This is a genomic window from Methylobacterium sp. J-001 (genome assembly GCF_022829565.1).
Classification (GTDB): domain Bacteria; phylum Pseudomonadota; class Alphaproteobacteria; order Rhizobiales; family Beijerinckiaceae; genus Methylobacterium.
The window spans coordinates 1-13989 of sequence record NZ_JAKSYN010000197.1; the positions used below are offsets into that span (position 1 = coordinate 1).

Here is a 13989-nt window from a genome sequence, read left to right on the forward strand (position 1 = left end):
TCCGCCATGATGGCTTCGAGCCAGGCACGGTCCGCAGCGTTTACCTCGACGATGATCCCAGGGCGCATGCCCCGGACTCGCACACCATCACCGCGACGGGAAGCCCATGAGGGACTCTTCCGTCGCCTTCACTCCACTAGAAACTTGGGCATACATCAGGGCAACGCCGCGAACACAGTCGCGGACCTGATGGAGTCTACAAATGACCTTCGCGACCCGCTTAATCATGGCCGCCACTGCGACGATCACCGCCGTCGCGATCCTCGCCGGCACTTATGTGCAGGCCATGGGCCTCGCCCTTCCGTCTCATTTCCTCTGATGTCCGCGATCGAGCCGTCGAAGCATCCGGTGCTCCGTCGCTTCGAACAGAGATATACTCTGCGTCCTGGGTGTAGGCGATAGTCCCAGGCATAAACTCGGTCATCAACGGCGCTGAGAGGGTTGCCGATGCCGTCAAGCTATCCTCTACGCGGTCGTGATCTGCATTGGGGATGGGGCCCGCTCGTCCTTTCGGGCAACGAACGCCTTCGAAAAAAATCGTCGACCCCCGAATTGTATGAACGCAAGTGCTGTCGATGCCACAACGTTTGCAATCTACGCCAACGGCGTTTGATCGGCCCCATGGCTTGCGAAACCTGTGGTCTGGTACTGCCCATCGCGATCGAAGAGTTGGTTGCCGCGCTCCCAGATGCCGTACGCAACCGAGCGCTCCGGATACGGATTGGCCGTGACCGGGGCCCGGCGGTCTCGAGCGTGACGCGTTTCGTCGCTGGTCGCGGTCAATAAACGAGCCGGTACCGTTACGGCACAGCCCTCTCGACTTAGATCCTGATTCAGTCTCAAGCGGTCCGGCCGCCGCCATACCGGTCAAGGGATGAGCGTCGGCGAGCCCATATGTGATCCCGCACCCGATCCGGTCACGCCCAATACCGTGCTGCCGGCATCGTCAGCGAAGAGCAGACCGGTGTAAGCAGCAATCACCAGCCCGGCCAGCCGACCGCAGGCCCGTTTGTCGGCGTTTACGAAGCCGGTGACGACGTCCAGAGTTATGCCAGCGGGCTTGCAGTACTAAAACGGGACAAAGATCATTTGATAGCCGTTGAGTGAATCGCAGTTCCTGCCGCCGTGTTCGCCCACAAACGCACCCCTTCGGCGTGCTGGAGGCAAACCGGTGCCTGCTGTGAATGCTATCCCAAGCGCGGCGAAATGCGGGCTCGACGAGGAGTCCGGCATTATCGCCTGGGCTGTGTCGTTTTCTAAAACCCGCGTTCGGCACCACTATTGCCGAGACGGGGTGGTATCGCCATTTCTTGTGTCATTCGTAGACAGCCGGCGAAGTGCAGTTCAGGATTGAGCCGATGGCCGCTGCATCAATAGAGAAGCCGCTCGATGTCGGGGGCCCGATGAGCCGTCGAGCAGCTGCGCTCGCGAACATCAAATGGTTTCGCGCCCTCGCTTGGCGCGTGCTACGCGATGGCGGCCCCCAAGCTGACCTACGCGCTGCCAACGCCCGCGCGGCGGCGCGCATCATTCTCCGTCAGGCGAAACGCGACGCGCTCGTGAAGCAAATGGCGTGGGAGGCCCTGCGGGGGGACCGGGTATTGCCATGACGCCTGCTGTCGTTACGGCGCCGACGGGGATGTAGCTGCCATTGCACGCGTCCGCGTTCAGTATCAACCGATGCGGCAGGAGTCGGTCGGTCGCGTATTGATAAAAGATGGGTCAGCTGCGCAAGTAGAGCGTTGGACAGGCAATCTTATGTGTCACGACCTGTCGAAATAAGACAGCTTGTCGCTGCGGCTCTCGTTCGTCAAATTTTAAAAACGCAAAGTCGGGGCTGCCGTCGGAGGTTATAGTCGGTCTTCGACAGCCCCATTCTAAGTCGATTAGCGCTTGAACTTACCGTCGTACTTGAACTCTGGCGCGGACTTCAGCTGATCTTTGGTCGCGCCGATGATGGCTTTCCACTTCTTGGCGTCGGCATCATAGCCGAGGGCCACGGAGGAAGGCGAGACGGCGACGTAGTGCTCGCCCATGCCGAGGAAGCCGCCGACAGAGATGATGTATCCAACCAGCTTATCGTGGACGATCGCCAGATCCTTGATTTCGCCGACAGTGTTGTTCGCCGCGTCGGTGATGTTGAGGCCGATCAGGTTGTAACTCAGCACCGCGTCCTGCGGCACACTCTCGAACTTGGGGGCGACCGTCGGAGGCGTGTCGTTGGCAGCGAGGGCAGGCCCGGCAAGGGCGGTAACGGCGAGAGTAGCGAGGATGAGGCGACGCATCGAGATCTCCGGCGGCCCGGGATGGGCGCGGATGAATGACGCATCGACGTCCATCGTTCCGACACCTCGCAGAAATGTTAATGCGCGGAACATGAAATTGACTTCGGACATCCGCGAGCAGTCGCGATTGTACCGCCCGACGGCCGGGACAGTTCGGCCGGACTGAGCCCATACCGTCCCTGGCCAGGAGCGATTCACGAACGCATGCCCCAGTGATGCGGTTCGAGTGCGGGCGTGATGAAACGAGCGAAGGTTTCAGCGGCATTGCCGGAGCATGCGACCGATACGGTCGCGATCTTCCGTCAGACGGGCGCTTGGATCGACGGAATGATCGGCGTCGCGATCTTCAGCGCCTCCTTGGTTGCGACTCGCCTGGCCCTCACCGGTATGGATGCGCTGTTCCTCAGCGCGGCGCGCGCAGCGTTAGCAGGGCTGGCAGGGGCAGCCGCGCTGTTGATCATGCGGGAAAAGTGGCCGCGCGGCAGCGACGCCGGCGCGCTCGCCATCGTGGCCAGCGGCGTCGTGGTGGGGTTTCCGGTCCTGACCGCGCTGGCGCTCCGCACCGTTAGCGCGGCCCACGGCACCGTCTTCGTCGGCTTGCTGCCGCTCTCGACGGCGCTGTTTGGCGCCTTGCGCTCGGGGGAGCGTCCATCGGCAGCCTTCTGGGTCCTGTCGGTGCTGGGCGCGCTCGTGACGGTGGGCTTCGCCGCCCGCGGGCTCGACGGACCGCCCGGGCCGGGGGATGCCTTCATGCTCGCGGCGATCCTGGTCTGCGGGCTCGGCTATGCCGAGGGCGGGATCCTGGCGCGGCGGCTCGGCGGCTGGCAGGTGATCGCCTGGGCGACCGTCCTGTCGCTGCCGCTCTCCCTGCCATTGGCGCTCGTGCTGAGCCCCGCCCATCCCGCATCGATCCCGCTTCCGGCCTGGGCCGGTCTTGGCTATGTCGCGCTGTTCAGCATGCTGATCGGATTCGTGTTCTGGTACCGGGCGCTCGCTCGGGGCGGCATCGCGGCAATCGGTCAGCTCCAGCTGCTGCAGCCGTTCCTGGGACTGGGCGTCGCCGCCCTGGTGCTCGGCGAACGGATCGAACCTGCAATGATCGCCGCGGCCATTCTCGTCGCCGCTTGCGTGGCCCTGGCGCGACGCTTGGCGTAAGTTGAGCGTTCAGCCAGCCTTCGCCACGACCTCGATATCGCGGTCAAGCCCGCTCTCAACCTTGAACTCGCGCGTGTACACTTGGCCATCGTGGCGGGCGATCAGGACATAGTCGCCCTCAGCTAAAGTTACTTGCGGGAAGGCGCCGATCGCCTCGCGAATCGTATCGCCGCCGGGCGTTAGGACCGAGAAGGCAGTGCCCGCATAGGCCTCGGCCCCGGGCGCCTCGACGAGCTTCAGCGTGACGGTCGCGGCACGGTGATTGAGAGTGGCCTCGGTTACCTTCCCGTTTTCGACGCGCAGATCGGCGCGCTGGATTGCGTTGGACTCCCCGTAGGTCGAGACCACGTGATACGTACCTTCGGGCAGGCGCAGGATCTCGCCCGCCTTGATGCCCGAGCGTACGAGGCGGCCCTCGGAATTGGTCCCCACCGGCACGAACACCGAGAACGAGACCTGGGCGGGCGGAATCTTCTGGTCCCCGATGGCGCCTGCGAGCTTCAAGGCGCCGGCCGCCACCCGGAGTGTGTCAGTGGCGGGTTGACCGCCCATCACGATCCGTTTCGAGGCGCTTGCGAAGCCGTAGGTCACGGTTGCCACGTAGGCGCCCGGGGGGAGGGTAAAACTTGGCTCTGCCTCGGTGGAACGGCCCACGATCGATGGTCGGGTGCCGTCACCACGATCCTCGTAGATCCGCCAAGCCAATCCCTGGCGCAGGGGCACGCCCGCCCCAGACAGGAGTGCCGACAGGGAGAGCTGCGCCTCCGGCTCAGCCGGTGGCATGCTTGGCGGCAGAGTCGGGCTGGTGATCGATGGGGAGGGCAGGGGATCGCCGAGGCGGTTCTGAAACACGCCCTGCTGCGCGCGCACGTTCGCCGGCAGGAGATGGGCCGGCAAGAGGATTGCCACCGCCATCGCCGCAAGCCTCACGCGCATCGGTCGAATCCTCATCAAGCCTCAGTTGGTGCCCGCCTGTGCCTTCGGACCATGGCGGCGGCAAGGCCGCATGCTCTTCCACCAGCGGGCCCTGCATGCCACATCCGGGGCCCGATTTCCCGGCGGGACAGGACGCATGAACGCCACCCTCGACCTCTTGACGACGCGCCGCTCGGTGCCGCCCCTGTTGCTCGACGGCCCTGGGCCGGACCACGCCCAACTCGAGACGATCCTGACCGTCGCCTCCCGGGTGCCCGATCACGGCAAGCTGGCGCCCTGGCGCTTCATCGTTATCGCGGATGCGGCCCGGGAGCGGGTCGGCGTGACCATCGCGGCGACGTTCGCGGCTGACAATCCCGAGGCGACCCCCGAGCGATTGGCCCAGGAGCGCGGCCGCCTGATGCATGCACCGGTCTCCGTCGCGGTGGTTTCCCGCGTCGGGCCACATGTGAAGATCCCCGAATGGGAGCAGCTGCTCTCGGTGGGTGCCGCCACGATGAACCTGGTGATCGCGGCCAACGCCTCCGGCTTCGCAACGTCCTGGCTGACGGAGTGGTACGCCTACGATCGCCGGGTGCTGGACGCGCTGGGCCTCGCGCCGTCCGAGAAGCTCGCCGGCTTCGTGCATATCGGCCGGGCGCGCGAGGTGCCATCCGATCGGCCACGGCCGAGTCTTTCCGAGATCGTGACCTATCTTTGATCTGATTGATCTCAGAAGGCGCACCCGTGCATTACGATCTTGATGTCCCGCGCGAGGCGCGCACCCTGCCGCACAGCCCCCTGAAGGCGATCGTGGCGCCGCGGCCCATCGGCTGGATCAGCGCCATGAGCCGGGAGGGCAAGCTCAACCTCGCGCCCTACTCGTTCTTCAATGCGGTGGCGGACAACATGGTGGCGTTCTCGTCCTCGGGTCGGAAGGATGCTATGACCTTCGCGGAGGAGGGGGCCGAGTTCGTCTGCAGCCTGGCGACCTGGGATCTGCGCGACGGGATGAACGATTCCTCGGCACCGCTGCCGCGCGGCGAGAGCGAGTTTGCTTTCGCGAAGCTGGAGACCGCCCCCTCGCAGAAGGTGCGCCCGCCTCGGGTCGCAGCTTCGCCGGCCGCCCTCGAATGCCGGTGGCTTCAGACCGTTCCGCTGGTGCCGCTCGGTGGCGGCGAGGCTGAGAACTTCCTGGTGATCGGGCAGGTGGTGTCGATCTACGTCGACGAGCAATTCGTCTCGGACGGCATGGTCGACACGGCGGCGATGCATCCGATCCTGCGCGGCGGCTATTTCGATTACTTCCGCGCCACTGCAGACAACAGGTTCCAGATGCGCCGGCCGAAGGGCGCCGCCGAGTTCACCGGGTCCTGAAACCGGATCCCGCAGTGCAGCTTCGATTGAGGAGTTGTTTACCATAAGCGGCGCAGGTTCACGGTGTCCTCAGACCCCGTGCGCGCCCGGATGTTCCTGTTCACCACACCGTCCAGCCCACCGGAGAGCAGCCCGCCCGCGCAAGGACGGGCGGCGTCGGGCTCGGCCGCCTCCGGGCCGGTGGTCCAGGCGATCCGCGACGGCGCGATGGCGAGTGGCGCCGGCTTCGACTACCTCCTGGCGACGGCCAGGCGCGAATCCGCCCTCGACCCCGCCGCCAAGGCCGGGACCTCCTCGGCCACTGGCCTGTTCCAGTTCATCGAGCAGACCTGGCTCGGGGTGATGAAGAATGCCGGGCCGAAGCTCGGCCTCCAGGCGCATGCGGACGCGATCACCCGGCAGTCGGACGGGACCTACACCGTTCCGAATCCCGACCAGCGCCAGGCGATCCTCGACCTGCGGCGCGATCCGAAGATCTCCGCGACGCTGGCCGGCGCCCTGACGCAGCAGAATTCCGATGCGCTCGCCGCGGCGCTCGGGCGCGAGCCCACCTCGGGCGACCTCTACGCGGCGCATGTCCTGGGGGCGAAGGGCGCGGCCGCGCTGATCAACACCGCCCGCGCCTTCCCCGCCCGCGCCGCCGCCCTCGATCTGCCGGAGGCGGCCGCCGCCAACCGGGGGCTGTTCTACGACCGGACCGGCCGGCCCCGCAGCGCCGCCGAACTCTATGCAAGCCTCTCGGCCGCCGCGCAGGGCGCCGCCGCCACGGACCTGACCGCCTTGCGCCAGGACGGCGCCCCGGCGACCCAGGCGGCCACGGCCTATGCCAGTACCGCCACGGCGTTCGGCGGTACCGCCGACCTGCGCAGCCTGTTCCAGACCGACCAGCGTGGGGCAGCATCCGACGCGACGGCGCGCCTCTGGCAAGCCCGCAACGCGGCGCCGCCGAACCAGCACGCCCCGCCGACCTATTTCCCGCGTTCGGACGCCGAGGCCCCTCAGAGCGTCGCCGCTATCGAGCCGACGACCACTGGCGCCCTCGCCGAACCGGCACCGACCCCGGCCGGTGCTGCCCTCGTCAACCCGCCGCTGCCGCCCCGCCGCCCGACCGAACTCGCCGGCGCGGGATCCCCCCCTGGCATCAGGACCAGCCTGTTCGCCCCCCGGAGCGGCCCATGATCATCCGCGATTTCCTGGCCTGGACCCAGAACGCCTCGGCTGGAAGCAGGGCCGAGGCCACGACGGCGCTGGCGCGGGCCTACCTCTACGGCGACCTTTCCGCCGATGAGGCCTGGGAAGCCAAGACCGCGCTGCTGTCGCTGCTGGACGACCCGTCACCGGTGGTCCGTCGGGCGCTCGCCGAGACCTGTGCGGCCTCCGCGCGGACGCCCCGGCCCCTGGTTGTCGCCCTGTCCTGCGACGTGCCCGAGGTGGCGCGCTTGGTCCTGGCGCGCTCCCCGGTGCTGACCGATGCGGATCTGGTCGATGCCGCGGCGTTGGGCGACGAGACCACACGGGCGGTGATCGCCGCCCGCCATCATCTCTCGCATTCCGTCTCGGGGGCTTTGGCCGAGATTGGCGAGCTGGATACCCTGGTGGTGCTCGCCGGGAACCCCACGGCGAAGATCACCGCCGGCCGGATGCTGCGCATGATCGAGCGCCGCGGCGGAGAAGCCGCTCTTCGTGAAGCGTTGCTCCGGCGGTCCGATCTGCCACCCGAAGTGCGCTACGCCATCGGCCTCGCGGTGGCCGAAGCTCTGTCGATATTCGTCACCGAGCAGGGCTGGCTCGGCACTGAGCGTTGCGACCGGATGCGCCGTGAGGCGAGCGAGCGCGTGGCGTTGGAGACCTGTGATGGATCCGGTGCCGCCGGGGTGGCACGCTTGGTGACGCATCTGCGCACGACCCATCAGCTCACCGCCGGCCTGATCCTGCGGGCCGTGCTGTCGGGCCGGACCGACTTCGTGCAGGCAGCACTCGCCGACCTGTCAGGCCAGGATCATGTCGGGATCGCCCGGGCCATGCGGGATCCCCGCTCCTTTGCCGAACTGCATCGGAAGGCCGGGCTGCCCGATGCGCTGTTGCCGGCGATGCAAGCGGCGTTGGTCGCGCGGCAGACCGTCGATGGGCGGATCGGGTTCCACGGTGCTGGGTTGTCGCGTCGGATGATCGAGTCTGCCATCGACGCTTGCACCGATCTGCCGGCGCCGGAGATGCATGCTGTGGTCGCCCTGTTGACCCGCTACGAGACTGAGGCCGCCCGCGACGAGGCTCGGGAAGCCGCCCGCGCCATCGCGGCCGAGGCAACAGCCCGAGAGGCGGCTCGCCGCGACGCAGAGGCTGCCGATGCCGCTTGGCGGGTCGCGCTGAACAGCCAACGGCGTAAGACCTTCGATGAATCGCAGGATACCGTCCAAGTCGTCGCGATGGCGCCGAGCGAAACGCCCGATCCGGTGGTGATCGAGCCAAAGATCGTTGCAGATTCGGCAGTCGAATCGGTGATGGCCGAGCCGACCAACCCGGTGAGCGCGATCTTGGATGCCCTGCCCGAGCAGATCCTGGCCTGGTACCGTCCGGAGCCTCAGGACGAGGATCCCGAGGTCCAGGTCGCCATGCAGGAGGTCCTCGACGGGCTCGGCGCCGATCTGCTGGAACATTTCCGGGCTAGCCGCGGCTCGGCGGATACCGGATCGAACGAAGGTATTCGGATCGCGGCCTGACCCTAGCGACGCTGCGCTCCGTCTATTCAGCCGCGCGCTGCGCGACCGCATCGTCCAAACCGAACCGCCCGATGCTGTCCTCAAGCCGCAGGGCCGCGTTGATCAGTGCCATGTGCGAGAAGCCCTGGGGTACATTTCCACGCTGCTCGCCGTTTGCTGCATCGATCTCTTCGGCAAACAAGCCGACATCGTTGCCCCGGGCGATCAGCCGCTCGAAGGCGGCTTTCGCCTCGCGGGTGCGCCCGTCGAGAGCGAGGCAACCGACCCGCCAGAACGCGCAGGCCGTGAACGTGCCCTCGTCGCCCTTCAGCCCGTCATCCATGCGGTAGCGATAAAGCAGGTCACCGTCGCCGAGCTCGCGCTCGATCGCCGCTAGTGTCGAGCGGGTGCGCGGATCGGACGGATCCAGCGCACCAAAGAGGGCGACACGAAGCACGGCCGCATCGAGATGGTGCGACTCGTAGGCGCCGGTATAGGCCTGCTTCTCCGGGCTCCACCCCTTGTCGAGATACTCGGCCTGCACCTCGGCGGCGATCCGCTCCCAGTCTGCAATCTTATCAGCGGAGACGCCCGTGATGTTACGGCCGATCCGGGCGGCGTCGGTCAGCGCCACCCAAATCATCGCCTTGGTGTGGACCTGCTGACGCGGCCCGGTCCGCAATTCCCAGATGCCATTATCGGCGTCATGCCGGTGGCGGATCGCCCGGGCGGTGAGGTTGTCGAGAACTTCGGGCAGGCGATCGTTGACCTTCTCGGGCGGGTCGTAATCGACGGCCTCCAGGAACACACAGAGAGCCCGCAACAATTCGCCGTAGATGTCGTGCTGGTCCTGGGCCTCGGCTAGATTGCCGATCACGACCGGGCCGACGCCGTGCCAACCGTCAAGATGATCGAGCACCTCCTCGGAGGGCATGCCATCGGTGATGCCGTACATCAGCTTGGTGTCCCGGCCGTAGGAGCCGTCCCGCTCGCGCAGGAAGCGCAGGAACTCCGCGGCCTCGCGGACATAGCCGAGCATCACGAAGGCGGTGACCGTGAAGGCGGCGTCGCGCATCCAGGTGAAGCGGTAATCGTAATTGCGGTCTCCAGGGACCGCCTCCGGAAGTCCGGCAGTGGCCGCCGCCACGATGCCGCCCGTCGGCGAGTAGGTCAAAAGCTTGAGGCACAGGGCCGAGCGCATCACCGCATCCCGGTAGGCGCCGCGATAGGAACTGCGGGCGCTCCACCGGCGCCAGTACTCTGTGGTGGTCTCCAAGCGGCTCTGCGCCCCGGCGTAATCTTCGATGCAGGCGTCCTCGTTGTCCTCACCATGGGTCAGGACCAGGTAGGCCGTCTCGCCTGCTGCCAGGCTGAACCGGATCTCGGCCTCGTCGCCCACCAGCGCCGGCTGTGGGAAGGCGTTGACGCGCAGACGGCAATCCCCGGCCTCGAACAGGACGGACCGTCCCTCGACGATCGGCGTGCAGGGGCGGCGCGCGTAGTCGAAGGTCGGGCGAACCACGAACCGCCCAGTGATCTGCCCGCTCTCGCAAGTGAGCAGCCGTATCAACCGGCTCTCGCCCTCGCCGTCGGGACCTTCGTCGGGCTCGGGGCTCGGCGGATTGACCGGCATCAGGTCGAGCAGCCGGGCGCGCCCGGTGGCAGCGGTGAAGGTCGTCTCCAGAATGTTGGTGTCGGGCACGTAGCGCCGGGCGGTGCCCTCGAGCTTCTCGAAGACCAGGCTGCATGAGCCGCCCTTGTCGTCGTCAAGAAGCTTCAGAAAGAGCGCCGGCGAGTCGTGACGCGGCCAGCACAGCCAGTCGATCGAGCCGTCCCGGGCGATCAGCGCACAGGAATGGGTGTCGCCGACGAGGGCGTAATCGCTGATGGGCTTTGACACGACGTTTCCGAATGGCGTTCGCGCCGATGGTGCGGCGCAATGAGATGCCGGTGAGGTAGCCGGGCCGGACGAGGCGGGGAGTCCGGCTCGACGATTCGCCGCACGCCACAACGAACGATTACGCGCTGGGTCGGGGCAGCATTCGGTCGCTGATGATCCGTCGCTGGATCTCGCTCGTCCCCTCAAAGATCGTGGTCAGACGCGCATCCCGCCAGTAGCGCTCGACCCGCCGCTCGGTGGTGTAGCCATTGCCGCCGTGGAGCTGCATCGCCTGGTTGGTGACGCGCACGGCCATCTCGGTGGCCAGGAGCTTCACCATGGCGGATTCGCTCTCGGCCGGCTCGCCCTGGTCGAGCAAATGGGCCACCTGATGCCAGAACGCCCGCGCCTGGGCGACGTCGGCAGCCATGTCGGCCAGCGCGAAGCGCAGGGCCTGAAAGTCGCCGATCGGGTGGCCGAACTGGACGCGCTCCTGCAGGTAGGCCTGGGTATCCTCCACCGCCGCACGCGCCACGCCAACGGCCCGGGCCGCTGTGTGGACCCGAGCGATGTTCAGCCCGCGCTGAACCGATGCGAAGCCGCCGGAATCTGCATCGGCGCCTTGGTCGCCGTAGAGGCCGGTGAGTCGATCGCGCTCTGGCACGCGCACCCCGTCGAAGACGAGCTCAAACGTCTGGAAACCGTGATAGCCGATCTTGTCGATCACCCGGCCGGTGATGCCGGCTGGAAAGCTGTCGCGGCCCTTCACGACCAAGAATGGTTCCAGGCCAGTCGAGCGCGACTCGCCGGGCTCCGGATCGCGGGTGCGGGCCAGAACCTCGATGAAGTCGGCGCCCTTGGCGAAGCCGGCCCAGCGCTTGGTGCCGGTGAGCACCCACTCATCGCCGTCACGCACCGCTCGTGTCTGTACGCCGGCGAGGTCCGACCCGGCATTGGGTTCGGACAGCGAGATCGAGCCGATCCAGGCCCCCCGGGCCGAGCGTCGCAGCAGGGTAGCCCGGCGCTCAGGGTCGAGGGTCTGGGTGCCCAGGCCCTGACCGCGGGCCAGGATGCTGCCGACCGACAACCAGGCCCGGGCCAATTCTTCCGAGACGAGGCAGTATTCGAATACCCCGAGGCCAAGGCCACCCTGTGCCTCCGGGATCGTGATGCCGAACCAGCCCTTCTCGGCCATGGCGTTGATCAACGTCCGGGGCATCTCGGCCTTCTGCGGATCGAGCTCGTCGGCGAGCGGCAGTACCGTGTCGCGGGCGAACCTGCGCGCCTCGGCCTGGAGCGCGGCGCGGGCCGGGTTGTGCCACGGAGAAGCGAGTTCGGGAGGTTTCGGAGCGATCGGATCCGGCTTTGCCGTGTTTGTCATGGTCTCCCCGCAATCCAGTCGCCGCCACACGTATGGCTGTGCTGGAAACACGCGCTTACAAAATGGTTCCCGCTCGCATCTTCGAATAACGGCTGCTTCGGCGCATAATAACCTGATGACGCTCGCTGATCCGCTCGCCGATTCTATCGCGATGAACGCACCCACCACACCCCACATCCTCGTCGTTGAGGACGACCGGGAGATCTCAGCCCTGGTCGCCCGTTACCTGCGCGGCAACGAGTGTCGCGTGACACTGGCGGGCGATGGCGCGGAGATGGATCGTGCGCTGGCCGAGTCCCGGATCGACCTGATCGTGCTCGACCTGATGCTTCCTGGCGAGGACGGCCTAAGCCTGTGCCGGCGGCTGCGCGCCTCCTCGCAGATCCCGATCCTGATGCTCACCGCCAAATCCGAAGAGGTCGACCGCATCCTCGGGCTCGAGCTGGGCGCCGATGATTACCTGGCCAAACCGTTCAACCCGCGAGAACTCCTGGCCCGGATCCGCGCGATCCTGCGCCGGGTCGCCGCCGAGGCGCCGGATACGGACGAGCGCCGCCGCCTGCATTTCGCCGGCTGGACGCTCGACGTATCGCTCCGCCAGGTTCTATCGCCGGAGGGGGCCCGGATCGCTGTCACGGGGGCGGAATTCGATCTGCTCCACGCACTCTGCCTCCGGCCGGGGCGGGTGCTGTCGCGCGACCAGCTCCTCGACCTCACCCAGGGTCGCTCGGCCGGGCCGTTCGAGCGCAGCATCGACGTGCTGATCTCGCGCATCCGCCAGAAGATCGAGCGGGACACGCGCAACCCCGAATTCATCCGCACGATCCGCTCGGGCGGCTACCTGTTCACCCCCGAAGTAACCCGGTCATGACCGCGTTTCAGCGCCTGCGCGCCCGACTGCGCCCGCAGAGCATCGCGGGCCAGATCGCTCTCCTGGTCGTGGCCGGAATCGCGGTGGCCCATATGGTCGCTACAGCGGCGTTCCTGATCCTGCACGAGCCGCCCAACCCGGACGAGTTGCCCGGCGTCGCGGCAAGCCGGCTCGGCACGCTGGCGCGGCTCCTCGACGCCGCAGATCCGGCCGCGCGGCCGGCGCTGCTGGCGAGCGGCCGAAGCCTGCCGCTGGTCCGCATCGAGGCCTGGGACGGAACGGTGCCGCCGGATGCCAAACCGGCGCCGGACTTGCCGGTGATCCGCCGCCTGCGCAACGGGGCCGGTCGGCCGGTCACGATCACCGACCTCTCCGTGAGCGATCCCGCCGAAGCGCGGTCCGACGACCGGATCCATGTCGGCATCGCCATGCCGGCGGGCGCCAACCTCCAGGCATGGCTGCTGAACGATCCGTTGCATCCGCCCCGACAGGGTCCCCTGATCTTCACCGTCGTCTTCATGGCCCTGACCCTGGCGCTGCTCTGCGTCTGGGCGACCCGGGCGTTGACGGCGCCGCTGGCACGGCTCGCCGGCGCCGCCGAAGCGTTCGGCACGAGAGACGACCATGTCGCCCTGCCGGAGGCCGGCCCACGGGAAGTGCTCGCCGTCTCCCGGGCGCTCGACCGGATGCGGGCACGCGTCCGTCGCCTGATCGACGACAGAACTCAGATGCTGGCGGCCATCAGCCACGATCTGCGCACGCCGATCACGCGCCTGCGCCTGAGGGCAGAATTTATTGAGGACGAACACGCCCGCGCCGCCACCCTGCGCGACCTCGACCAGATGAATGGCTTGGTCGAAGCCGCTCTGTCCTTCGTGCGGGATGGGCAGACCCGCGATGCCGGTAGCTTCAGCCTCGTGGACCTAGCCTCTGTCGTTCAAACGGTCTGCGACGACTTCTCGGATGTCGGCGCGGCGGTGAGCGTCGGGCGGAGCCGTCATGTCCTCGTGCAAGGCCGTCCAGAGGAACTGCAGCGGGCGATCACGAACCTGGTAGACAATGCCGTCAAATATGGTGGCCGGGCCGAAGTCCACATGGAGGCCTCCGAGCGAGGCATCCGGATCTGTATCCTCGATCAAGGGCCGGGCATTCCAGACGCCGAGCGCGACGCGATGCTGCAACCCTTCGTGCGCGGGGACCGCGCCCGCAACCTCAATGAGGCCAGCGGCTTCGGCCTCGGCCTCTCGATCGTGCTGGCGATCGTAGAAGCGCATAACGGCCGGCTGATTCTGGAGAACCGGAGCGAGGGAGGCGGCCTCTGCGCCGCGATCGAATTGCCCTTGGCCGCGCAGGCTTACGCAGGCCGGACGGTTCAACCGACGCCGCTGCCCGCCCGGGCGGCCTGAGACCGCCCGGGTTGCGAAATT

At 67.2% G+C, this 13989-nt stretch carries 11 protein-coding genes; 7 read left to right on the forward strand and 4 right to left on the reverse strand.

Going from position 1 to position 13989, the window contains the following annotated elements; all coding sequences use genetic code 11:
- Nucleotides 1-1886: 1886 nt before the first annotated feature.
- Nucleotides 1887-2285: a PRC-barrel domain-containing protein gene (locus tag MKK65_RS23765; protein WP_058190588.1), complete on the reverse strand. Its 399-nt coding sequence runs from the start codon at nucleotides 2283-2285 to the stop codon at nucleotides 1887-1889.
- A gap of 327 nt (nucleotides 2286-2612) precedes the next feature.
- Between MKK65_RS23765 and MKK65_RS23770 the strand changes: the two genes are divergently transcribed.
- Nucleotides 2613-3440, forward strand: a complete 828-nt coding sequence (locus MKK65_RS23770; protein ID WP_243960468.1) for a DMT family transporter — start codon at nucleotides 2613-2615, stop codon at nucleotides 3438-3440.
- 9 nt (nucleotides 3441-3449) lie between these two features.
- Here the strand turns inward: MKK65_RS23770 and MKK65_RS23775 are convergent, their stop codons facing one another.
- Entirely contained in the window at nucleotides 3450-4376 is a 927-nt protein-coding gene (locus tag MKK65_RS23775) for a hypothetical protein (RefSeq protein ID WP_243960469.1), read from the reverse strand.
- 136 nt (nucleotides 4377-4512) lie between these two features.
- Here MKK65_RS23775 and MKK65_RS23780 point away from each other — a divergent pair, with 136 nt between their 5' ends.
- The 4 genes from MKK65_RS23780 to MKK65_RS23795 all read left to right on the forward strand — a co-directional run bounded on the left by MKK65_RS23780 (nucleotide 4513) and on the right by MKK65_RS23795 (nucleotide 8452).
- Nucleotides 4513-5076 carry a nitroreductase gene (locus MKK65_RS23780; RefSeq protein ID WP_243960470.1) on the forward strand — a complete coding sequence of 188 codons (564 nt, stop codon included), beginning with the start codon at nucleotides 4513-4515 and terminating at the stop codon, nucleotides 5074-5076.
- A 26-nt stretch (nucleotides 5077-5102) separates the two neighbouring features.
- The gene (locus MKK65_RS23785) at nucleotides 5103-5732 is read left to right on the forward strand and encodes a flavin reductase family protein (RefSeq protein ID WP_058190312.1); all 630 of its coding nucleotides are present in this window, start codon (nucleotides 5103-5105) and stop codon (nucleotides 5730-5732) included.
- Nucleotides 5733-5822: 90 nt separating this feature from the next.
- Nucleotides 5823-6911 carry a lytic transglycosylase domain-containing protein gene (locus MKK65_RS23790; protein ID WP_243960545.1) on the forward strand — a complete coding sequence of 363 codons (1089 nt, stop codon included), beginning with the start codon at nucleotides 5823-5825 and terminating at the stop codon, nucleotides 6909-6911.
- Complete coding sequence (locus MKK65_RS23795; protein ID WP_243960471.1) at nucleotides 6908-8452, forward strand: DUF2336 domain-containing protein; 1545 nt, start codon at nucleotides 6908-6910, stop codon at nucleotides 8450-8452. Before MKK65_RS23790 ends, MKK65_RS23795 begins: the two co-directional genes overlap by 4 nt.
- 22 nt (nucleotides 8453-8474) lie before the next feature.
- On the opposite strand, the gene MKK65_RS23800 is transcribed toward MKK65_RS23795, so the two are convergent.
- Nucleotides 8475-10331, reverse strand: a complete 1857-nt coding sequence (locus MKK65_RS23800) for a glycoside hydrolase family 15 protein (RefSeq protein ID WP_243960472.1) — start codon at nucleotides 10329-10331, stop codon at nucleotides 8475-8477.
- A gap of 118 nt (nucleotides 10332-10449) precedes the next feature.
- A complete protein-coding gene (locus MKK65_RS23805) occupies nucleotides 10450-11691 on the reverse strand; it encodes an acyl-CoA dehydrogenase family protein (protein WP_243960473.1) in 1242 nt (413 codons plus the stop codon).
- 151 nt (nucleotides 11692-11842) lie between these two features.
- On the opposite strand from MKK65_RS23805, the gene MKK65_RS23810 reads away from it, so the two are divergent.
- Together MKK65_RS23810 and MKK65_RS23815 are read left to right on the forward strand one after the other, a co-directional pair.
- Nucleotides 11843-12562, forward strand: a complete 720-nt coding sequence (locus MKK65_RS23810; protein WP_058190590.1) for a response regulator — start codon at nucleotides 11843-11845, stop codon at nucleotides 12560-12562.
- Complete coding sequence (locus MKK65_RS23815; RefSeq protein WP_243960474.1) at nucleotides 12559-13968, forward strand: ATP-binding protein; 1410 nt, start codon at nucleotides 12559-12561, stop codon at nucleotides 13966-13968. The genes MKK65_RS23810 and MKK65_RS23815 overlap by 4 nt, the downstream gene beginning before the upstream one ends.
- Nucleotides 13969-13989: the final 21 nt, after the last annotated feature.

Excerpts from the sequence above, each read along its gene's own strand:
- MKK65_RS23765 (WP_058190588.1), bottom strand. The coding sequence starts at position 2,285 with ATGCGTCGCCTCATCCTCGCTACTCTCGCCGTTACCGCCCTTGCCGGG.
- MKK65_RS23770 (WP_243960468.1), top strand. The coding sequence starts at position 2,613 with ATGATCGGCGTCGCGATCTTCAGCGCCTCCTTGGTTGCGACTCGCCTG.
- MKK65_RS23775 (WP_243960469.1), bottom strand. The coding sequence starts at position 4,376 with ATGCGCGTGAGGCTTGCGGCGATGGCGGTGGCAATCCTCTTGCCGGCC.
- MKK65_RS23780 (WP_243960470.1), top strand. The coding sequence starts at position 4,513 with ATGAACGCCACCCTCGACCTCTTGACGACGCGCCGCTCGGTGCCGCCC.
- MKK65_RS23790 (WP_243960545.1), top strand. The coding sequence starts at position 5,823 with ATGTTCCTGTTCACCACACCGTCCAGCCCACCGGAGAGCAGCCCGCCC.
- MKK65_RS23795 (WP_243960471.1), top strand. The coding sequence starts at position 6,908 with ATGATCATCCGCGATTTCCTGGCCTGGACCCAGAACGCCTCGGCTGGA.
- MKK65_RS23805 (WP_243960473.1), bottom strand. The coding sequence starts at position 11,691 with ATGACAAACACGGCAAAGCCGGATCCGATCGCTCCGAAACCTCCCGAA.
- MKK65_RS23810 (WP_058190590.1), top strand. The coding sequence starts at position 11,843 with ATGAACGCACCCACCACACCCCACATCCTCGTCGTTGAGGACGACCGG.
- MKK65_RS23815 (WP_243960474.1), top strand. The coding sequence starts at position 12,559 with ATGACCGCGTTTCAGCGCCTGCGCGCCCGACTGCGCCCGCAGAGCATC.